The sequence below is a fragment of the Chitinophaga chungangae genome, from assembly GCF_017742215.1.
In the GTDB taxonomy this organism is placed as follows: Bacteria; Bacteroidota; Bacteroidia; order Chitinophagales; family Chitinophagaceae; genus Chitinophaga; species Chitinophaga chungangae.
Genome location: NZ_JAGHKP010000004.1, coordinates 252118 through 273857, shown reverse-complemented (window position 1 = coordinate 273857; position 21740 = coordinate 252118). Strand labels below are relative to the sequence as shown.

At 54.2% G+C, this 21740-nt stretch carries 14 protein-coding genes; 10 read left to right on the top strand and 4 right to left on the bottom strand.

The window, feature by feature from the left end; genetic code table 11:
• Positions 1-78 precede the first annotated feature (78 nt).
• From J7I43_RS20900 to fucP, 8 genes are all read left to right on the top strand, one after another.
• Positions 79-1092 carry a LacI family DNA-binding transcriptional regulator gene (locus tag J7I43_RS20900; RefSeq protein ID WP_209147811.1) on the top strand — a complete coding sequence of 338 codons (1014 nt, stop codon included), beginning with the start codon at positions 79-81 and terminating at the stop codon, positions 1090-1092.
• Positions 1093-1218: 126 nt separating this feature from the next.
• A complete protein-coding gene (locus tag J7I43_RS20895) occupies positions 1219-2355 on the top strand; it encodes a glycoside hydrolase family 172 protein (protein WP_209147810.1) in 1137 nt (378 codons plus the stop codon).
• Positions 2356-2405: 50 nt separating this feature from the next.
• Positions 2406-3956: an aldehyde dehydrogenase (NADP(+)) gene (locus J7I43_RS20890; protein ID WP_209147809.1), complete on the top strand. Its 1551-nt coding sequence runs from the start codon at positions 2406-2408 to the stop codon at positions 3954-3956.
• Positions 3957-3997: 41 nt separating this feature from the next.
• Positions 3998-4780 carry an L-fucose dehydrogenase gene (locus tag J7I43_RS20885; protein WP_209147808.1) on the top strand — a complete coding sequence of 261 codons (783 nt, stop codon included), beginning with the start codon at positions 3998-4000 and terminating at the stop codon, positions 4778-4780.
• Positions 4781-4799: 19 nt separating this feature from the next.
• Positions 4800-6404, top strand: a complete 1605-nt coding sequence (locus tag J7I43_RS20880; protein ID WP_209147807.1) for a UxaA family hydrolase — start codon at positions 4800-4802, stop codon at positions 6402-6404.
• Between the two features lie 37 nt (positions 6405-6441).
• Entirely contained in the window at positions 6442-7665 is a 1224-nt protein-coding gene (locus J7I43_RS20875) for a DUF6786 family protein (RefSeq protein WP_209147806.1), read from the top strand.
• A gap of 6 nt (positions 7666-7671) precedes the next feature.
• The gene (locus J7I43_RS20870) at positions 7672-8529 is read left to right on the top strand and encodes a fumarylacetoacetate hydrolase family protein (protein WP_209147805.1); all 858 of its coding nucleotides are present in this window, start codon (positions 7672-7674) and stop codon (positions 8527-8529) included.
• 9 nt (positions 8530-8538) lie between these two features.
• A complete protein-coding gene (gene fucP / locus J7I43_RS20865) occupies positions 8539-9831 on the top strand; it encodes an L-fucose:H+ symporter permease (protein WP_209147804.1) in 1293 nt (430 codons plus the stop codon).
• Here the strand turns inward: fucP and J7I43_RS20860 are convergent.
• The 4 genes from J7I43_RS20860 to J7I43_RS20845 form a co-directional block, all read right to left on the bottom strand.
• Positions 9828-10856, bottom strand: coding sequence for a hypothetical protein (locus J7I43_RS20860; RefSeq protein ID WP_209147803.1), 1029 nt, complete (start codon positions 10854-10856; stop codon positions 9828-9830). The two genes, fucP and J7I43_RS20860, sit on opposite strands and share 4 nt — an antisense overlap.
• Positions 10857-10894: 38 nt before the next feature.
• Positions 10895-12736, bottom strand: a complete 1842-nt coding sequence (locus J7I43_RS20855; RefSeq protein WP_209147802.1) for a RagB/SusD family nutrient uptake outer membrane protein — start codon at positions 12734-12736, stop codon at positions 10895-10897.
• Between the two features lie 65 nt (positions 12737-12801).
• Positions 12802-15939: a SusC/RagA family TonB-linked outer membrane protein gene (locus J7I43_RS20850; protein WP_209147801.1), complete on the bottom strand. Its 3138-nt coding sequence runs from the start codon at positions 15937-15939 to the stop codon at positions 12802-12804.
• 117 nt (positions 15940-16056) lie between these two features.
• Positions 16057-18621, bottom strand: coding sequence for a GH116 family glycosyl hydrolase (locus J7I43_RS20845; RefSeq protein WP_209147800.1), 2565 nt, complete (start codon positions 18619-18621; stop codon positions 16057-16059).
• A gap of 435 nt (positions 18622-19056) precedes the next feature.
• Between J7I43_RS20845 and J7I43_RS20840 the strand changes: the two genes are divergently transcribed.
• Complete coding sequence (locus J7I43_RS20840; RefSeq protein ID WP_209147799.1) at positions 19057-19932, top strand: PIG-L deacetylase family protein; 876 nt, start codon at positions 19057-19059, stop codon at positions 19930-19932.
• 92 nt (positions 19933-20024) lie between these two features.
• Positions 20025-21737, top strand: a complete 1713-nt coding sequence (locus tag J7I43_RS20835) for an IlvD/Edd family dehydratase (RefSeq protein ID WP_209147798.1) — start codon at positions 20025-20027, stop codon at positions 21735-21737.
• Positions 21738-21740 lie beyond the last annotated feature (3 nt).

Genomic DNA, 21740 nt, shown 5'->3' with positions numbered 1-21740 from the left:
CCTCCTTCCACCCGCCTCCCGAAAATTTTTTCCCGGTAAAACTTGTTTACTTAAACGTTTAAGCATATTTTTATTCTTATGAAGAAAAAGACCTCGCTGAAAGATATAGCCCAGGAGGCCGGGGTGTCTACTGCGCTTGTTTCTTATGTGCTCACCAACAAGGAAGAGAAAGCGAGGGTCGGCCAGGAAATGGCGAAAAAGATCCGGAAAATCGCGCAGAAGCTGAATTATCAGCCCAATCATATTGCGCGCAGCCTGAAGAGCGGGCGGTCTGACACCATCGGGCTGATCGTGGCGGATATTTCCAACCCTTTTTTCGGCAATATCGCCCGAACTATTGAAGATGAAGCCAAACGGAACAATTATACGGTGATCTTCGGCAGCTCCGATGAAAACCTGGACAAGTCCAGCGACCTTATCAACGTGCTGCTGAACCGCCAGGTGGACGGGCTCATCCTCATCCCTACCGAGGGATCGGAGCAGCAGATCAAACAACTCAGGAAACAACAGGTACCGTTTGTGCTGATCGACCGGTATTTTCCGCAGCTTCCCGTGAGCCAGATCGGCATCAATAATTTCCAGGCTTCGTATAACGCCATCAGCCACCTGGTTAAAACGGGGCATCAGCGCATCGGCATGATCGCGTATAAAACGGCGCTGTACCACATTAATGAACGCAAGCGCGGTTATACCGAGGCGCTGGCGGACAACGGGCAGAACAGCATGATGAAGCTGGCGCGGTACTCCCATATCAGGGAAGAAACAAGGCAGGCGATCGACCAACTGCTGCGGGGCCGCAAACCGGCGGACGCCGTTTTTTTCGCCACCAACAGTCTCGCCATTGAAGGATTAAAATATATCAACGAACTGGGCATAAAGGTGCCGGAAGAACTGGCCGTGGTAAGTTTTGACGAAAGCGAAGCGTTCGACCTCTTTTATTCCCCCATCACCTTCATCCGCCAGCCCATACAGGAAATGGGAAATGCAGCCGTGCGTGTGTTGCTGGAACATATCAGGAACGGGGAAAAAACACCGGAGAACATTTGCATCAACTCGGAACTGGTGATCAGGCAGTCCAGCCGCCGCCGCTGAAAGCGCGGGCATCGCCACGTTCATCATCACAACAGAAAGGAATTAAAAGACCACGTACAGCAGCAAACATTGCAAACATCAGTGCTTAAACGATAAAGCAAACTTTATACCTTAAATAATCAACGTATGAAAAAACTGCTCCTGATCTCACTGGCCGCCTGTATCAGCGGGGCCGCGCTCGCCCAGAAAAACTTCAACGGCCTGGACATGAACATGGGCAACCTGTTCCTCCTGTCCAACGCCAAAACCCGGTCCATCAGCCCTGAAAATTTCACCGGCGAACCCGGCAAAGGCGGCATGGCCACGCTCGAACAGGGCAACGCCAAAAACGCCGCAAGAGACCTCGGCCAGGGCTGGAAAGTAAACCCTTACGTCCACATCGAACCGGGAAAAACCTTTACCCTCGCGGAAATCGACGGCTCCGGCGCGATCCAGCACATCTGGATGACGCCCACCGGCAACTGGCGTTACAGCATCCTGCGCTTTTACTGGGACGATGAAACGACACCTTCCGTGGAAGTGCCCGTCGGCGACTTCTTCGGCATGGCCTGGGGCGAATATGCGCAAATGAATTCCCTGGCCGTAACCGTAAACCCCGGCAGCGCCTTCAACTGCTACTGGGTGATGCCTTTCCGGAAAAAATGCCGCATTACCATGGAAAATATCAATACGGAAAGAATGACCCTCTATTACCAGGTAGATTATACCCTCACCGAGGTTCCCGACGACGCGGCATATTTCCACGCCCAGTTCCGCCGCAACAATCCCGTAAAAGGTTCGGAATTTACCATGGTAGACGGCATCAAAGGAAAAGGCCAATACGTGGGCACCTACATGGCCTGGGGCGTGAACAACAACGGCTGGTGGGGCGAAGGCGAGATCAAGTTCTTTATGGACGGCGATAATAAATTCCCCACTATCTGCGGTACCGGTACGGAAGACTACTTCTGCGGCTCCTATAACTTCGACACCAAAGGCAAATACCAGGAATTCTCCACGCCGTACACCGGTCTTCACCAGGTGATACGCCCGGACGGATTATACAAATCCCAGCAGCGTTTTGGTCTTTACCGCTGGCATATCATGGACCCTGTACGTTTCGAGAAGGAACTGAAGATCACCATCCAGGACCTTGGCTGGCGCAGCGGCGGGCGTTACCTGCCGCAACAGTCAGACATCAGCAGCGTGGTATTCTGGTACCAGCGCGAGCCGCATGCCCCGTTCCCGCAACTCCCGTCCAAAAACGACCTGGAGGTCAACTAACTTCCAAACGGTAACAGGTTAATGGTACCGGTCAACCAAAAAAACGAATCATGCACGAGCCAGGATCTCAACTCATAGGGTATTCCAGCAGCGCCGAAGGAAAACAAACCTTCCAGGCGTTTAATCCGCTAACACAGGAATGGCTCCCGCAGTCATTCCGGGAAGCGACGATCGAAGAAATCGACCGTGCGGTAACGCTGGCGGCAGCCGCGTTCAGCATTTATAAAAAAGCAGCCGCCGCGCAACGCGCCGCTTTCCTGCACGCTATTGCAGATGAAATTATTGCGGCCGGCGACGGGCTGATCAATACGGCTTCCGCTGAAAGCGGGCTGCCAATCGCACGCCTCCAGGGCGAGCGCGACCGCACCACCGGGCAGCTGCGGCTTTTTGCGGAGCTTATCACGGAAGGTTCCTGGGTAAATGCACGGATAGACAACGGTCCGCCGGACGTACGCCAGCTACAGCTGCCGTTGGGCGTTATCGGCGTTTTCGGCGCCAGCAACTTTCCCCTTGCGTTCTCCGTGGCCGGCGGCGACACCGCCGCGGCACTGGCGGCAGGTTGCCCCGTTGTATGCAAGGCGCACCCCGCACACCCGCATACTTCGCATATCGTGGCGGGCGCCATCCGCGCGGCCGCAGAAAAGACCGGCATGCCGGACGGGGTGTTTTCCCTGCTGCACGGCGCAACCATCGCAACAGGCCAGCAGCTGGCCGTTCATCCGTTACTTTCCGCCATCGCTTTTACCGGTTCTTTCAGGGGCGGTAAGGCACTATACGACACGGCTACACGAAGACCTTCGCCGATTCCCGTATTTGCGGAAATGGGCAGCGTCAATCCCGTGTTTTTCCTGCCGGGCATTTTAAAGGAAAAAGGGGAAACGCTGGCCGGTCAATTCCTGCAATCGCTCACGATGGGCACCGGACAATTCTGCACCAATCCGGGGCTGTTCGTAACGCAGGCCGGAAGCGACGTTTTTTTGGAAACGCTGCAAAAGAACATCGTATCGCTGCCCGCGGGCTGCATGCTCACGCAGGGCATACTGGAGGCCTACAACAAAGGCCTGGCGCAACTGCAGCAGGCCGGCGCACGGGTATTGGGCAAGGCGCAGGCGCACAGCCAGCAGGCCGCCCCGGCGCTTTTGCAGGTAAACGTGCAACAGGCGCTCGCAGACCCGGCGTTGTGCAATGAAGTGTTCGGCCCGTCGTCCATGCACATCCGGGCGGAAAGCACGGAAGAACTGTACCGCCTCGCCGCGGCGCTGGAAGGGCAGCTCACGGCCACCATCCACGGCACGGAAGAAGATCTCCGGCAGCACGCGGAATTGGTGGACATTCTCCGCGAAAAAGCCGGCAGGATCGTGATCAACGGCTTCCCCACGGGCGTAGCCGTTAATCATGCCATGGTACACGGCGGCCCATGGCCGGCCACTACTCCCGCGGCCGGCACTTCGGTGGGCACCGCGGCCATTTATCGCTTCTGCAGGCCGGTATGTTACCAGGATTTTCCCGCATACCTGCTTCCTCCTGAACTGCAAAACAACAACCCGATGAAAATCATGCGGCTGCTAAACGGAAAGTTCTCGAAAGACGCGCTGCCATAACACATTCTGTTCATCGCTATATCTTCAAACACAATAAACATATGGACCTGGGTTTAAAAGACAAGATCATCATCGTGACCGGAGGCGCCAAAGGAATCGGGGCAGCTATTTCGGCGGTATTGGCCGAAGAGGGCGCCATCCCCGTTCTTATCGACAGAAGCGAAAGCGACAACCTCCGGCACCTGGCCCATATCGAACAAAGCGGCGGCAAAGGGTGGCAGGTAACCGCCGAGCTTACGGAGCCCGAAGCCTGCAGCGATGCGGTGAAGGCCATTACGGCCCGGTTTGGAAGAATAGACGGGCTGGTCAATAATGCCGGCATCAACGATGGCGTGGGATTGGAAAGCGGCGGGTACGAAGCGTTCATGCGCTCGCTGCACCGGAACCTCGTGCACTACTACCTTATTGCGCACCACGCGGTGCCCTTCCTGAAAAAGAGCAAAGGCGCCATCGTCAACATCAGTTCCAAAACCGCGGAAACCGGGCAAGGCAATACTTCCGCATACGCGGCAGCGAACGGCGGGCGCAATGCCCTTACCCGCGAATGGGCGGTGGAGCTGCTGCCTTTTAGCGTCCGTGTGAACGCCATCGTGGTGGCCGAGGCCTGGACGCCGCATTATGAAAGCTGGATCAATACCTTTGAAGATAAAGAAAACAAACTGGCCGGCATACTCGCCGGCATACCGCTGGAAAAACGAATGACGACGCCCCGGGAGATCGCGCAGACAGCCGCTTTCCTGCTGTCGTCCAAATCCAGCCACACCACCGGCCAGCTGGTACATGTAGATGGCGGGTATGTGCACCTGGACCGGGCATTGAAATAACCATTCCAACTCCATGCATATGAGCCAACAGATCCTTCAGATACATCCTAAAGACAATGTGCGGGCGGCCCTGCAAGACCTGCCCGCAGGCATTACGGTGGCCGGTATCACCGCCATCCGCGACGTACCGGCGAAACATAAACTGACCAGCGAATTCATTCCCAAAAACGGTCCCGTTATCATGTACGGCGTGCTGGTGGGGCTTGCCAACGAAGACTTGCCGCCGGGCGAACTGGTAACCACAAAAAATATACGCCATGCTTCCGGCAGCTTTACCGTGAAGGAAGAGCGGCATACGGGATGGGAGCGGCCCGATGTTTCACGATGGGAAAACCGGACGTTTATGGGTTATCACCGGCAGGACGGGCGCGTGGGCACCGGTAATTACTGGGTGATCGTGCCCATGGTGTTCTGCGAAAACCGCAACGTACAAACGTTGCACAATGTGCTGGTAAAAGAACTGGGCTACGCAAAACCCAACGATTACGAAGCGATGCTGCGCGGGCTGCTGCGCGAAACCGCCGGCGGGCAACAGGCGCCGCCGCTGAAGACGCGCACTTTTACCAACATCGACGGCATAAAACTCCTGAGCCACACCCTGGGCTGCGGCGGTACAAAAGAGGACGCACGCACGCTCTGCGGCTTGCTGGCCGGGTACATCACCCATCCCAACGTGGCGGGCGCCACCGTGCTCAGCCTCGGTTGCCAGAATGCTCAACTGGCTATGCTGCGGGAAGAAATAGAAAAAAGAGTGCCCGGCTTCGACAGGCCCGTGATCTGTCTTGAACAACAACAGATCGGTACTGAAAAAGACCTGATGGAACAGGCGCTGCGCCGCACCTTCGATGGTCTCGCTAAAGCCAACGAACAACAGCGGTCGCCCGCACCGCTGAGCAAACTGATCATCGGCATGGAATGCGGCGGGTCAGACGGTTTCTCCGGCATATCCGCCAATCCCGCCGTGGGCCGCGTAGCGGATATAATAACCGCACTCGGCGGGTCCGTTATCCTTTCCGAATTCCCCGAGCTTTGCGGGGTGGAGCAGGAACTGAGCGACCGCTGCGTGAATACAATGCTGGCCGACCGTTATACGCAGTTGATGCGTGAATACGCGGCCCGCGCCGAAGCCGTCGGCTCGGGGTTCGATTCCAATCCTTCCGCGGGCAACATCCGCGACGGGCTCATTACAGACGCCATCAAATCCGCGGGCGCCGCAAAAAAAGGCGGCTCGTCACCAGTAACGGACGTGATCGATTATCCCGGCCGCGTAACACAACCCGGCCTCACGCTGCTATGCACGCCCGGCAGCGATGTAGAATCCACCACCGCCGAAGTAGGCGCGGGCGCCAACATCGTGCTTTTCACCACCGGGCTCGGCACACCTACCGGCAATCCCGTAACACCCGTGCTCAAACTTTCCACCAATACCAAACTCGCCAATAAAATGAACGATATCATCGACCTGGATACCGGCAGCATCATCAGCGGCGAAGAATCGATCGGTGAAGTGGCCGCCCGCATCATGGAAATGGTGATCGACACGGCAAGCGGCGCGTATACCGTCAAAGCGCAGGTGCTGGAGCAGGATGATTTTATCCCCTGGAAAAGAGGCGTATCCCTTTAAAACAGCAAACAATTTATACCAGATTAATTCCTTAGTTATGAAATTGAACATCCTTGCAGGCTGCCTCCTGGCAGGCGCCATCGCTTGTAACGAAACGGCGGAAAAAAAAGATACGCCGCCGGGCAATTTCGGCGAAGACGTGGTTTTCCTGCAAAAACACCTGCAGAATGTGGTGGTGTTGCAAAGCAGCCAGGACAGCAGCCGCGTAGTCGTAACCGGCGATTACCAGGCGCGTGTAATGACGAGCACCGCCGGCGGCCACGCCGGTAAGAGCTTTGGCTGGATCAATTACGGGCTCGTCGCTTCGGGCAAACTCGGCCCTCATATCAATGCATTTGGCGGTGAAGAAAGGTTCTGGCTCGGCCCCGAAGGCGGGCAATATTCCGTCTTCTTTCCTCCAGGCAAACCTTTCGATTTCGACAACTGGCAAACGCCGGGATTGATTGACACTGCACATTACAAGGTACAATCCCGATCCGCGGGAGAAGTCACTTATCAGTATGCGGGCAGCGTGCAAAATTATTCAGGCGCCACATTCCGGCTCGGCATTACGCGCACCATCCGCCTGCTGAACAATGACGCTATTGCATCCCGCATCAACGCCGCATTGCCGGAAGGAATCAAAAGCGTAGCGTATGAAACGGAAAATGTACTCACCAATACCGGCGACAGCGCATGGCGGGAAGAAAGCGGCCTGCTCAGCATCTGGTTGCTCGGCATGTTCAAACCCTCTCCACAAACCGCTGTGATAGCGCCGTTCAAAAACATTCCCCAAGCGCGGAAATTTATTACCGACGACTATTTCGGAAAGATCCCTTCACAAAACCTGCTGGTAAAAGACAGCCTGTTATTGTTCCGCGCAGACGGCAAGGCACGCGGAAAACTGGGCCTCTCGCCGCTGGTGGCCAAATCCGGCGCGGGCAGCATAGACCTGGACAACAACACCCTCACCGTACTTTTCTACGACGTCGTGCCCGATGGCCGTTATGTGAACTCCAAATGGGAATTGCAGAAAGAACCTTATAAAGGCGATGCGGTAAACTGTTACAACGACGGGCCGCTGGCAGACGGTTCGCAGATGGGGCCGTTTTATGAAGTAGAATCTTCGTCGGACGCGCGGGCGCTAAAACCCGGGGATTCGCTCACCTACCGGCAGGTGACCATGCATTTCGAAGGCAGCCGGGAAGCCCTGCAAACGCTCGCAACGCAACTGTGGCAATTGCCCATCAATGACGTTCAACAATTCCTCCAAATAAAATGATCTTCCATGAATACCATCCGCATTTATAAAACACCGGGCCTGCTTCTTGTCTTTCACCAGGAACAGTACTATTCATTTCCTGCTGACTGGAACAGTTTCGTAAACAGGAAAGGGCTCTATCAATTGATTTTAACAGACCTGGCCGGCAAAACACCTATGGACAAAACCGCCGCGGAAAAGATCATCGCGGGCAGCCTGGAAGCGCCGATCGCTTCGCAGGAAGTATGGGCGGCGGGCGTTACCTACTTCCGCAGCCGCACCGCCCGGATGGAAGAATCAGAAGATGCCGGGGGCGCTACATTTTACGATAAAGTATACGTTGCGGAAAGGCCCGAGCTTTTTTTCAAGGCCACACCGGGCCGGGTATCCGGCCACAAACAAACCGTGTACATCCGCGAAGATTCATCGTGGGACGTGCCCGAGCCCGAACTGACGCTTTTTGTGAGCAGCCATGGCACCATTGAAGGATATACCGTAGGTAACGATATGAGCTCACGCAGCATTGAAGGTGAAAACCCGCTTTACCTGCCGCAGGCGAAAGTATATGAAAAATGCGCGGGGCTGGGGCCCTGCCTGCTGGTAACGGATACGCCCATACCGCCCGATACGCTCATCCGCATGGCCATCTACCGCGGCGAAACGCAGCAGTATGCAGACAGTGTGACCATCAGCCAGATGAAGCGCAGCCACCAGGAATTGGTGGACTATCTTTTCAGGGGATGTGCATTTCCAGACGGCTGTTACCTGATGACCGGCACCTGCCTCGTGCCTGAGAACAGTTTCACGCTGCAGGACAACGACCGCGTAGAGATCAGCATCGACCATATCGGCACGCTGATCAACGAAGTACAGACCATGCATTAAAACGCCGTTATGAATTCCACACTTGAAATGAAAAACGACACGCTGGCGCCACGCAGCAGCGCTATGAAGCTGACTTTCGTGCTGGTGGTGAGCCTGTTCTTTTTATGGGCGCTCACCGGCAACCTGATACCCGTGCTGATCCCCCACCTGCGGAAAGCCTGCCAGCTGAACGATTTTCAGTCCGCTTTCATCGATTCCGCGTATTGGGTGAGTTATTTCTTTTTTGCGCTGCCCGCGGCATGGGTGATGCGGAAATGGAGTTACAAAACCGGGATCATCACCGGGCTGCTGATAGCGGCTGCCGGCGCCGTGCTGTTTTTTCCCGCAGCGGAACTGCGGTCTTTCGGCCTGTTCCTGTTCGCGCTGTTCCTGGTGGCGGCTGGCATGACCTTTCTCGAAACGGCCGCCAATCCTTACATTACCGTGATCGGGCCGAAAGAAACTTCCGTGCCGCGCCTCAACTTCGCGCAGGCTTTTAATGGGCTGGGCGCTTTTGTGGCGGCGTTTTTCCTGAGCAAGGTGATCCTGTCCGGCAAAGAATACAGCGCAGACCAATTAAACGCCATGAGCCCCGAAGCGCTGAATAATTACCTGCTGGACGAAGCGAGGTCCGTGCAGGCGCCTTACCTCGTGATTGCAGGCACGTTGCTGGTGGTGGCGCTCATTTTCCGCCTCGTCCATTTTCCAAAAGTGCAGGAAGAACATGGCAGCAACCTCAGCCTGAACCTGCGCGTATTCCGCCACGTACATTTCCGCTGGGGCGTAATTGCGCAGTTTGCTTACGTAGGAGCGCAGGTATGCATTTCCAGTTTTTTTATCCGGTATGCGGGGTTCAGCGCCGGCATGCCTGAAACGGAAGCCACCACTTTCCTGGGCATGCTGCTGCTTTGTTTTATGCTGGGCCGCTACGCGGGCACCCTGCTGATGCGGAAAATATCTCCCCGCATATTGCTGATGATCTATAGCGGCGCCAGTGTATTGCTGCTGGCATACTGCGTATTGCAGGGCGGCATAGTGGGCGTTTATTTCCTGCTGGCGGTAGAGTTTTTTATGTCCATCATGTTCCCCACCATTTTTTCGATGGCGATCAAAGACCTGGGCAACGAAACGAAAACGGCGTCGGCATTCCTCGTGATGTCTATCGTGGGCGGCGCGCTGGTGCCGCTGGGATTGGGCGCTACCGCTTATTATTACAATGTGCAGCTGGCCTATGTGGTACCGCTGGTTTGTTTTGCGGTCGTATTGTATTACGCCTGGCGGCATTCACTGCCGGCGCAGGTAAAAGAACTGCCTTCTCATTAAAGAGAAAGCAGTTCTTCCGCCGTTTTACGGGTAAGGCCGAAATAAAAACGCTGGCCGGGTACATACTTTTCGCGCAGCTCGAAATTTTCGAACGAAGGGCCGCCCGGTATATCGATGTAGTTTTTTGGATCTTTCCCGCCGCCGTTCCAATACTTCGCGCGGCCATTCACCCGCACCTGGAGCGTAACGTCCGCCCCGTTCTTTTCTTTCCGCCAATATTGCGTGAGCATATAAAAGGGCCGGTACCGCCAGTTCCACCGCATCCAATATGCCGGCTGCTGCGGCCATGCTGCCAGTTCGGCGAACGATTCGTCGGGCGTGGCGGCCACGATGAAGTCGCCGTGTTGATCGACCCTTATGTTACCGGCGGAGTATGGCGCTTTTTCAATAAAACCGATGCCGTTGTACCCCGCATACAATACCCGCGAATTAACCACGGAATCTTTGAGGTACAATTTCCTGAGCCGGGAATAATTGCCCATGGTGGCGGTAATGCCGCACCGTTCCATCGGCGCGCTGTCAGGATGATGGAACACCTCGATGCACAATTCCTCCGGCCTGTTCCTGGAAATGCTCAGCTTCAGGTAAGGATGCGCGCCGTTGGCGAACTTTTCGATCTGCACGTACATCCCCACCGCGTCGGCTGTATTGAAAGTGTCGCTGACCCACATCAGTTTCCCCCACTTCCCGTCTGAAGCGGAAGGCGAAATTTCGCTGAACTCGATCCGCCCGTTCACCACCGGTTCCACCGCGATGTAGTTGATATGGTACACGATGCCCATATACTCGTACCCGATCCTGAACAGCCCCCGCGGGCCGCCATTGGCGCCCTGTTTCAGGTTTTCGATGGCGGCGGGCCACAAGCCTACCACCATGCCGTTGCGGATGCCCCACACCGTACTGTCCCGGCGGACCCAGTCGTTTGCCTGCCCGGCGGCGGCCAGCTGCATGCCTGCCAGCATAGCCGCCGTCAGAAAATACCTGCGCACGGATGTAATTATCCGTGCGCTTTTGTTGTTATCCATAGTTTCCCGTTTGTATTATTTTTTCCTGCCGGGATGCATTAATACCCCGGGGCCTGTACCAGGTTGGGATTGATGTCCATCTGCGCCTGCGGCACCGGCCATAGATACATTTTCTTTGTGAATATTTTGTTTTTGTAAAACGTGCGTTTAAAAAACGCATTGGGATTAGCGGGATCGTCGCTTCTTTCGTTCCCGCTGAAATTCATGCCGTAAAGCCCCCTGTTCAAAAACTCTTCTCCTGCTTTCCAACGGCGGATGTCGTGGAAGCGGATGCCTTCACAATTAAATTCGATCCTCCGTTCCGTTCTGATGATCCTGCGCATTTCGTCCTGCGGTTTTCCCGCCGCAACAGGAGGAATGCCGGCTCTTTCCCGGACCTTATTGAGGTATTTCAGGATATCGGGATCGCCCGGCGCCGATTCGTTCAATGCTTCGGCGTAACTGAGATAAGCCTCCGCCAAGCGGTAGATGATCCCGGGCTGATAATTGAACCTTCCTTCCCTGGGGAATACGTCGAGGTTGATCCTTTTCCGTACATTATAACCGTTCTGCGGCGCGTCAAACGAAAAACGGGTATCCCTTCCGCCCTGCACAAACTCCGCTTTGCGCCTGTCTACGCCCAGCCATGCCCCGTCAAAAATCACCGATACGTAAAAGCGAGGCTCGCGGTTGCAATACATGTTAAAAGTGCCCGGCAGCGTAACGGTCCCTACTTCCGGGCCGCCGCCCGGCCATCTTGTATTTCTTTTTTCCATATCCGCTGCAAAACCTTTTTCCGTATACCCCGAAGCCGCATCTGTAATAGGCAGGCCGTTTTTCATATAAAATGCGTCAACCAGTTCCTGGGTAACGCCGAGGCCGCCATTGCCGCCTATCCCGATAGGCAGGTGATGCGCTTCCCAGCCGTTGATATCAGGATTGTCCGGCCTTCCGAAAATAATTTCCCTGTTGCCTTCGGAAAATTTTTTCAGCGACATGTTGTAATACGACATGAACGGATCTACGGTCCCATCGGTATTATTCTCCGTATACAACCGGTAGCCCGCGGCTTCGGCGGCGTCCACCAGTTCTTTGCATGCATCCGCCGCGCGTTTCCACTTATTGGGGTCGTATGCGGGGTTAAACATGTTGTCGCCGTTTTTATTTTTCCAGTCTTTCAGATCTGCGTTGCCGTTGAACAACGGGCTTGCGGCAAAAAGCAGCACCCTCGCCCTGATGGCGAGACACATGATCGACGTTGCTTTTCCCCAGTCGTGCGCGCTTCCGTAAATAGCGGGCGCATATTCCGCCGGCAGTTTTCCCGCTACTTCTTTCAGTTCCTTATCGATCCAATCCACTACCTCATCGTAAGGCGACTGGGTGGTCATCAGTTCCGAAGCCGGCGCATCCACGCTTTCTATAATGCCCGGCCTGAACGGGATAGGGCCATACAGTTCGATCATCAAAGCATAATAATAAGCGATCAGGAAGCGGCACTGGGCTTTCATGTTCTCCACGTCTGCGTCGCTCACTCCCGGAAGCGGCTTCACCTGCTGCTGAAAAATGAGCGCGGAACGGATGCGTTTGGGCAGCTCCACCCAATAGTACGGGTTCCATGCCGAGCCGGGGTTCCAGTCGCCCACCGTATAGGCGTACACGTTTCTCCAGCCAAAGGGCGCCCACTCTGCAGGGATGGTCATATCATCGCCCATGATATTAAATCCCTGGTCCTTAAAATAACCCCAGATGGGGCTGGGTATACCGGAATACACGCCTGCCAGCCAGTCTTCCGTACGGATCTTGTCGTTAAAGATCGCGTCCATCGTCAGCTGGTCGTCCGGCATTTTATCGAGGAATTTTTTACAGCCGGCTGTTGTTACCAGCAGCAGGACCGTTATCATTATGAATATTTTGTTCGTTTTCATTACTGAAGATTTAATTGAGAACTTTCGCTGTGCCGAAGGCGTCATTTGAAATTTACATTCACGCCGAATGAAACGGATTTCGTGAGCGGGTATTTCAGCCCGTCGGTCGTTTCCAGTTCCGGGTCCCATAGTTTGAAATCAGACAGCGTGAGGATATTGGCAGCCCTTGCGAAAATCCTGAAGTTGCTGATGGACGCGCGCCTGCTCCATTGTTCCGGGAGCGTAACGCCCACTTCCACGTTCTTCAGCCGCAGGAAGCTCATATCTTTCAGCCACCAGGTGGAAGCCTGTTCGTTATTGGCGTTCACGCCGTAGGTAAGCCGGGGCCAGAACACGTCCTGCCTGGGCACTTTCGGCGTCCAGCGGTCGTCGATGTTGCTGTAAATATTGCCGGTGGCGCCGAGCGCCGTTCCGGGCATCCAGTTTTCCCCGCTCAGCACCTGCCAGGTTTTACCGGCTCCCTGGAAAAAGAACCCAACGTCTACGAGCTTATAGCGGATGGTGGCTCCAAATCCGTAAATGACCTCCGGCATACGGGTGCCGCCGATGGCCGTTCTGTCCAGGTCGTTGATCACGTTGTCCCCATTCATGTCGCGGTACCGGATGTCGCCCGGTCTTAACACCTGGCTGAATGACTGGCTTGGAATTCCCGGTTTTAACTGGCCGTTGGCGTCAAAATCACCATCGGTGAACAGGCCCTGGGATATCAAGCCGAAGAGCTGACCTACCGGCGTGCCGGTTGCTGAGCGGTGAGTGCCTAAAACAGCCAGCGGTTCGTCGATCTCCGTTCTTTTGTTATGTGCGTAGGTATAGTTTCCCATCGCAGTTACCGACCAGTCTTTTGAAAAATTCTTCTCCACGTTCAGCGACAGCTCAACACCCTTGTTCTCCACCTTTCCAAAATTCGCCCACACGGGCCTGTTGAAACCCGCGGACCCCGGAATATTGTTCCGTTGCATGAAGATGTCTTCACGATTCTCCCAGAAGAAGTCCACATTCAAATTGATGGCGCCTTTAAAAAGCCCGAGCTCCATCCCCAGGTCGCGTTTGGTCACCGTTTCCCAGGTCAAGCCCGGTACGCCCACATCTCCTTCCGCCCTTCCCAGGCGGTAAATATCATTATCTACCCCCCAGCGGTAATAACTAAAATCGGCGATGGTAGAAATGTAGGCAAATCTCCTGTCCCCGATGTTCTGTCCTAAAACACTGTTGCCCGCTTTACCCCAGGAACCCCTGAACTTCAGGTTGGAGATCACGTCCCTGAGCGGCATCATGAATTTTTCCTGCGACACGATCCAGCCGAGAGCTGCAGCGGGGAAGAACCCGAACCGTTTTCCCCGCTCAAAATTCTCGGACCCGTTGTAACCGAAATTAAACTCGGCGATATAACGGCTGCCATAGGTATAAGAAAACCGCCCCGCAATACCCTGGTTGCGGTACGGCAGGTTATCTCCCCGGTCGTAATTCCGCTGGTTGTACAGGAACATGGTGTTGATATCATGTTTTTCGTTCAGCACTTTGGCGTAAGACACCATTCCTTCCAGGTAAACCGCCTGGTCGCCCCACTGGCTGTTCCTTTCAAAACCGAGATACTGCTGGCCATGGCTTTGTATTTCCAGCGCCAGGCTGCCATCGGCGTTCCTTCCGGCGGCGGGTTTGTAATAATCCGGGTCTTTGCTTCTTCTCACCGAGTTCCCGGAAAATTTATCGAAAGCGAAGGTCAGTTTGGCTTTCAACCCGGGCGTGATCCCTTTCAGGTCTTGTTCGATAGCGGTAGTGGATTGCAGCTGGTAGATGTTCCAGCGCTCATACCCTCTTTGCGTGGCCCAGGCCCAGGGGTTTTCGCGGAAGTCCACACGAGGCAGCGCCCCGTTTTCGTATTGGGGCGGATGCACAAAGGGAGGAATACGCGAAGCCTGGTAAAAGATGCCGAAATTGGTTTCGTTGGCATCGCCGGGAGGCCCGTTGCGGGTTTGCAGGTAACCGCCCAGGTTCACGCGCAACACCGTGGTGGGTGTTACGTTCAGGTCAACGTTGGAACGTACGTTGTAGCGGTCCACCTTCAACCCGGAATTCCATGCCTGCTCGGGATCTCTGCGAATGAGGCCGTCTTCGTTGAAGTAGCCCAGCTCCAGCGCGTACCGTAAAAAATTATTGCCCCCGTTCAGGTTCAGGTTGGCCCGCATGTTACTGGCATGGTCTTTCGCCACCACTTTCCACCAGTTGATATCGGGGTATAGTTCGGGGTCCGACTGATCGCGGTATTTCTGCAGGATATCGTCCGGCTTAAAAGGCGGCCTGCCTGCGTCGGCGTAGATCTCGTTCATCAGTTCCAGGTACTTCACCGCGCCGATGTATTCCGGCACCTGCGTGAGGGAGGTGGTGGCCCTTTCGAAACGGAAGCTGACCTGCGGCGGCCCCATTTTACCGCGTTTGGTGTTGATCATGATCACCCCGTTGGCGCCGCGCACGCCATACACGGCGCTTGCGGCCGCATCTTTTAATACGGAAAAAGATTCAATTTCTTCCGGGTCTATATCGTTCAGGCTGCGTTCCACACCATCTACCAACACCAGCGGCCTGGAGTTGCCGCCAAACGTGCTGATGCCGCGGATCCAGAAATCGGAGTTGTTGGACCATGGGTCGCCGCTGCGCTGTACAGCGATAATACCGGGCACCATGCCCGCGAGGTTGTTGCTGATCGACCTGTTGGGCGTTAACTGCAGCTGGGCGGGTTTTACCGTGCTGATGGCTCCCACCACGGAAGCTTTTTTCTGTGTGCCGAAACCGACCACGATCACTTCATTCATGGCCGTAACGCTATCCTGCAATATGGCGTCCAGTATATCTTTTTGCCCGACGGGGACGGTAACGGATTTATATCCCATGAAATGGAAGGTAAGCCGTGCATTCCGGTTCAGCACAAAGATGGCGTATTCCCCGGTTTCGCCGGACAATGCGAAATTGTTGGTGCCGGTTTCATTCACGGTAACGCCGGGAAGGCGTTCTCCCCGCTGGCTTGATATTACTCCCACGATCTTGATTCCCGACTGGCGTGCCTGTGCGCCGTTCCTGTTATTGTCCGCCTGCGCCATCGATCCGGCAGCTACCAAACAGTACAGCAACAGGAAGAAAACCCACCGGAATTTTCCTGTTTTTGGTAAGCATCGTTTGAACATGATATTGGTTTTAAAATTGGTGAAAGGAATAAATGAATTCATAGGCAAAAAGCTTAAACGTTTAAGCATTATGTGCAAAAAATTTTGTTTTGGCTGTTGTGTGTTGATCCTGGCTGATTATCCTGGTTGCGTTATTTTACCTGATACGTTAACCCGTTTTACCGGGATGGCGCCGTATGCCACCTGCAGCGAAGGTTTGCCGTTGCGCAGGCTGACGGTGCCAAAACCTTTTTCCGTGGAAATAAAACTGGTGAAGTCCCCTACTTTGGAATCAATAAAAAGCGTACCGTCCACCGCGTCGTAACGCACGCCGGTGAGGCCCTGCAGCATCCCGTAACTGCTCATGGCCCTGGCGTACCAGTGGCCGCATTCGTATTCGTTGAACGGGTTGCGCACGGAGCCGTCGTAGCGGCCGCGGCAGGCGCGCACGATCTCGAGGCCTTTTTCCACTTCGCCCATGAACATCAGGTGGGAAGCGACCTGGTATTCAATGCCCGTCCACACTTCGTTGCTGTAAACAAACGGCAGCGACAGCATCCCGCCTTTCGGCCATGAGCAGAGCAGGAGCCCGCCTTCATTGCCCAGCGCGAAGGTGGGGCGTTGCGGGTTGGCATGCGCGCCCAGGTCTTTTTTAAGATTGTATTTGTGCACCGCGAGCAAGTGGCTTTTTGTTTTGGCGGCGTCCACCGGTTCGTCCATGCCGCAAACGCGGGCGATCCAGGAACCGAGTATCCCGTCGGACAAACAACCTTCGCCATACTGGTACTTGGGGCCTTCCGCTTTGAGCAGGCGTTGGGCTTCTTCTGAATAGTGGGTGTGGAACGATTGCGCTTTTGCCGGATCGGGAGCGTTCAATCCCGTCCATTGTATTTTTTGAATGAAGTATTCGCCGTTGAAGAGCGTTGTTTCGAGGAATTTTTTCCCGTTATCGTACAGGGCTTCGTAGTCTTTTACATCGATGCCGAGATGTTTGCCCATGAGCGAGAAAGCTTTCAGCGCGCCGAGATAGAAGCTGGTACACATTCCGGTTGGCCCCCAGAACTCGATGTCGTACGTGTTATGATGCGGTTCTTCCACCACGCCTGTCCGGCGCGGGTCCCAGGTACGGATACAATAGTCCATGCTGGTTTTAACGGCGGGGAAAATGTTTTTCAGCCAGTCGTTGTCGCCGCTGATGCGCCATTCCCGGTATACTTTCATGATACCGCCCAGCTGCCCGTCTGCCGCCGCATGAAAGTTGTGCACCAGCGGGGAAATGGGAATATTCGCGCGGAAACCCTGGTGCCCGTCCGCATTCTGGTTTTCCCGGAACTCTGTATTGCGAAGGCTTCTTTCCAATGCGGGAAACAGGTGGGGCACCGCCTGCGCGTAATTCCATACATGCGTGCAGGAACCGTGGCAACTGCCCCAGTTGTCGCCGCAGCCCTCCCAGCACCAGAAGCGGCCGTCGAACTGGCGCATTACGGTAGCGGATTTGAGGATGGTAAGATTGGCGGCGACCGCTTCTGTCACTTCCGGGGGCAAAGTGCTTTTATAGAACGCTTCGGTAAAGAGCGATGTTTTTTGGTGAAGATCATCGTAATTGTTTTTCCAATAATCCGCCACTTCGCCGATGTTTTTAAACCGGCTGCTGTACCAGGGGCGGTGAAACCGCGGCTGCCCGGGACGATCGCCGCTGGCATCATCACCGATGCGCAGCTTTGAATCGGGCACATACCAGGCCATCATCAAGCGAATTGTTTTTTTCTCCTTCGGCCCGAGCCGGAACGGCACAAAAAGCGACGCGCCCGGCGCATCTTTTTCAACAGGCGGGTTGTTTTTTATTTCCGCTGCTTTAATGGTATTCCACGTCATGGACAAAGGATCGAACCAACCGCCCCTGAACCAGCAATGGTCCGTTACCGCTGCATCGTCTGTAGTGAAGATCGCAAAGTGGCCTTGTTTTTCAGGGGCGTCGGCAAGGGCATCCTGCGATAAAATAAATCCGTTCTGCCGTTCGCCGATATGATTCCCTGCGTCTCCCTGCCGCATGAAGTTGCGGGCGTTGTAGGAGAACACAAATTCCTGCGCGGATTTGCCGGTGTTGGTGAACTCGTACTCCAACGCGCCCACGGGCAGGCTGGAATTATCTTCGTCCGCCGGCACAAACGGGCTCCATCCTTTTATGCTCACGGCCAGCGGCACGGCCGGGTCTTTGAGCGAGATCTCCGCAAAAGGGAAACGTGCTTTGAACTCCGCTTCCTCAAACCTCGGCAGTCCCCATGTAGCGCCGCCCGTACCGCCCAGGCCCGCATCGCGCTGCCCGAACTTCTTCCATCCGGGAACCTGTTGCTCCAGCACTCTTGCGCCGTCCGGCATTCCTTTTATGCTGATGGCCGCAAACATGGCCGGTTCAAAAAACATCTCGGGATTGTGGCGGACAGACATGTGGGAAATAGCGCCGGTACCTTCAATACAGAACATGCCCGCACCAATGCCGCCGATGGGAAAAGCCACGCGGTTAATATATTTTCCTTTGTAACTCCCGTTAAAATCACGGCCGCCCGGGGCATTGCCGGCAGCTGTATTATCCCCCGCTTCCGTGCCTTTTGCGGCAGTAACGGCGGGAAGCGCGGTGGCGCCAATGCAGCCTAATGCAAAATTCTTCAGAAAATGGCGGCGGTTCTTATTTGACTTCAACATATAGTACCAATGGTTCGTATTTGGTGAATGCGGAGCGGGCATTTTCTTCCTGTCCTTTCATACGTGGTAAATCGCCCCGTGGAATGTTCTGTTGGCTTTGCGCTGCGCAAATGTTCTCCTTCCCGCCCTTTTACAGGTCCGGTTCTTTCATAACGCTTAATCGTTTAAGCACGTGGATATAAAAAAAGGAGCTTTCGCTTCGATAATGAAAGTAGAATATTAAAAAATAACATCCAAATTTTTTTTCTCTGAATGTTTTAGCGTTATTGGCCGATGCAAATAACCCTAAAAAAATAGTATTTTACTTTTTACACGCCAGTATGCCGGCATTCACCAATGCTACGTGGATTTGACCGTCTTCATAAAACAAATCTTTTTCCGTGACGGCGCGTTGCTTTTTTTATCCTGATACATAAACATGAAAATCTGAATCGTATGAAACACCTGTTTTCTGCAATCCTGTTAAGCTGCTGTTCTTATTTTGCCAAGGCACAGCAACCGCCTTTGCGTATTGTTATGATCGGGGCTCATCCCGATGATTGCGATATCAGAAGCGGAGGAACGGCTGCGCTGTTTGCCCGGGCCGGCCACCAGGTCAAATTCATTTCAGTGACCAACGGCGATGCAGGTCATATGGAACAGGGAGGAGGCGCATTGGCGAAAAGACGGAAGGCGGAAGCAGCAGAGGCGGCTAAACGGCTTGGCATCACGTACGAAGTTCTGAATACCCACGACGGTGAATTGATGCCCACGCTGGAAGTCCGGCTTGAGCTCATCCGGCAGATCCGCACCTGGAAGGCGGATGTGGTGATCTCGCACCGGCCGGTGGATTATCACCCGGATCACCGTTATGCAGGCATCTTAGTGCAGGATGCGGCTTTTATGGTGATGGTACCCAATATCGCGGCAGACGTTCCACCCCTCACCAAAAACCCCGTGTTTTTGTATTTCCAGGATCGTTTTACCAAACCCACTCCGTTTCAGCCCGACGTATGCGTGGATATTACACAGGTCATCGATAAAAAGATCGATGCGCTGGACGCGCATGAATCCCAGTTTTACGAGTGGCTGCCCTGGGTGTCCGGCTACAAGGGTGAAATACCGAAAGATAAACAGGAGCGTAAAAACTGGATAAAAAACACAAGGTTTCCGTCTATGGATTCCACGGTAAGAGCCGGCCTCGTAAAATGGTACGGGGCCCGCCAGGCCGAATCAGCGAAGTATGCAGAAGCTTTTGAGTTGTGTGAATATGGTACGCAACCTTCGGAAGAAGAGATCCGGCGGTTGTTTCCCATGCTTGGGAAGGAGTAAAGAAAATTTATATGAAGCTGAAAGTGCCATTGTTACATTTCAGCAAACTATCTTCAGTAAGAAAAAAAATTTATCGATCCTGCAAAAGCATTATGAAAAAAGATCTGCGAAGTCAAAACTGGTTTGGGAAAAAAGGCAAGGATGGTTTTATCTACCGCGCATGGATGAAAAACCAGGGAATCCCTGATTATGAGTTCAGGGGGAAACCGGTTATCGGCATATGCAACACCTGGTCTGAACTGACACCCTGCAATGCTCATTTCAAAGAGCTGGCTGAAGCCGTCAAAAGGGGCGTTATTGAGGCGGGAGGACTGCCGCTTGAGTTCCCGGTGATGTCGCTCGGCGAAACTCTTATTAAACCCACGGCGATGTTATACCGCAACCTGGCGAGCATGGATGTGGAAGAATCGATCCGCGCCAATCCGCTGGATGGCGTTGTATTGATGTGCGGCTGTGACAAAACGACGCCCTCTCTTGTGATGGGCGCATGCAGCGTGGATATTCCAACGATCGTGGTATCTGGCGGCGCCATGCTGACCGGCAAATTCAGGAACCAGGATATTGGAACAAGCGATCTTTGGCGTTTCTCCGAAGACGTTCGCTCGGGGATCATGAGCGAAGAAGAATTGAACATGGCCGAAGCCGGAATGTGCAGAAGCCGCGGGCATTGTGCCGTAATGGGCACCGCTTCGTCGATGGCCTGCATGGTGGAAGCGCTTGGATTATCACTTCCGGGAAATGCCGCCATTCCCGCCGTGGATGCAAACAGGAAAGTACTTGCGCAACTGTCCGGCAAAAGGATTGTGGAAATGGTAAGAGAAGATCTGAAGTTATCGGACTTATTGACCCGGTACGCTTTCGAAAATGCCATCCGTGTAAATGCGGCTATCGGCGGGTCTACCAATTTTGTCATTCACCTGCTCGCTATCGCCGGCAGAATAGGCGTACCGTTAACGCTGGAAGATATGGACATATTTTCCAGGAATATCCCGCTCATAGCCAACATTCAGCCATCGGGAAAATATTTCATGGAGGATTTCTACTATGCCGGGGGATTGCCTGCAGTGATGAAACAAATAGAAAACCACCTGCATACCGATTGCCTGACCGCAAATGGCAAAAAGCTCTCGGAAAATATCCAAAAAACAAAAAGCTGGAATAACGATGTTATCGCGCCTGTTGACCAACCTGTAAATAAACGGTCCGGCATCGTTGTATTAAAAGGAAATCTTTGTGAAAACGGAAGCGTGATCAAACCATCGGCCGCCAGCCCTCATTTGATGAAACATACAGGAAAGGCCGTTGTGTTTGAGAATATCGAAGACTACAAGGCCAGGATCAATGATCCGCTGCTGGAAGCTGATGAAAACAGTGTGCTGGTGCTCAAAAACGCTGGCCCGAAAGGTTATCCCGGGATGCCTGAAGTTGGGAACATGGGGCTTCCAACCAAACTCCTGGCCAGGGGAATAACAGATATGGTCCGGATATCGGACGGAAGGATGAGCGGGACCGGGTTCGGAACGGTAGTGCTCCATGTATCGCCCGAAGCAGCTGAGAACGGAACTTTTTCGCTGATTGAAAACGGGGACATGATCGAGCTGGATGTCGAAAAAAGAGTATTAAACCTCCTGGTGGGCGAGGCGGAGCTTGACCGCCGGAAAGTGAACCGCGCTGCGTTCAGGAATCCTTTCACCAGGGGTTATGCACGGTTATATGTCGATCACGTTGAACAGGCCGACAAGGGAGCCGATTTCGATTTCCTGAAAGGCGGCTCCGGCAGCGATGTTTCAAGAGATTCTCATTAATAT

Bases quoted from the DNA above. Each gene is read 5' to 3' on its own strand.
- J7I43_RS20900 (WP_209147811.1), top strand. From the start codon at position 79: ATGAAGAAAAAGACCTCGCTGAAAGATATAGCCCAGGAGGCCGGGGTG.
- J7I43_RS20895 (WP_209147810.1), top strand. From the start codon at position 1,219: ATGAAAAAACTGCTCCTGATCTCACTGGCCGCCTGTATCAGCGGGGCC.
- J7I43_RS20890 (WP_209147809.1), top strand. From the start codon at position 2,406: ATGCACGAGCCAGGATCTCAACTCATAGGGTATTCCAGCAGCGCCGAA.
- J7I43_RS20885 (WP_209147808.1), top strand. From the start codon at position 3,998: ATGGACCTGGGTTTAAAAGACAAGATCATCATCGTGACCGGAGGCGCC.
- J7I43_RS20880 (WP_209147807.1), top strand. From the start codon at position 4,800: ATGAGCCAACAGATCCTTCAGATACATCCTAAAGACAATGTGCGGGCG.
- J7I43_RS20875 (WP_209147806.1), top strand. From the start codon at position 6,442: ATGAAATTGAACATCCTTGCAGGCTGCCTCCTGGCAGGCGCCATCGCT.
- J7I43_RS20870 (WP_209147805.1), top strand. From the start codon at position 7,672: ATGAATACCATCCGCATTTATAAAACACCGGGCCTGCTTCTTGTCTTT.
- fucP (WP_209147804.1), top strand. From the start codon at position 8,539: ATGAATTCCACACTTGAAATGAAAAACGACACGCTGGCGCCACGCAGC.
- J7I43_RS20860 (WP_209147803.1), bottom strand. From the start codon at position 10,856: ATGGATAACAACAAAAGCGCACGGATAATTACATCCGTGCGCAGGTAT.
- J7I43_RS20855 (WP_209147802.1), bottom strand. From the start codon at position 12,736: ATGATAACGGTCCTGCTGCTGGTAACAACAGCCGGCTGTAAAAAATTC.
- J7I43_RS20850 (WP_209147801.1), bottom strand. From the start codon at position 15,939: ATGTTCAAACGATGCTTACCAAAAACAGGAAAATTCCGGTGGGTTTTC.
- J7I43_RS20845 (WP_209147800.1), bottom strand. From the start codon at position 18,621: ATGTTGAAGTCAAATAAGAACCGCCGCCATTTTCTGAAGAATTTTGCA.
- J7I43_RS20840 (WP_209147799.1), top strand. From the start codon at position 19,057: ATGAAACACCTGTTTTCTGCAATCCTGTTAAGCTGCTGTTCTTATTTT.
- J7I43_RS20835 (WP_209147798.1), top strand. From the start codon at position 20,025: ATGAAAAAAGATCTGCGAAGTCAAAACTGGTTTGGGAAAAAAGGCAAG.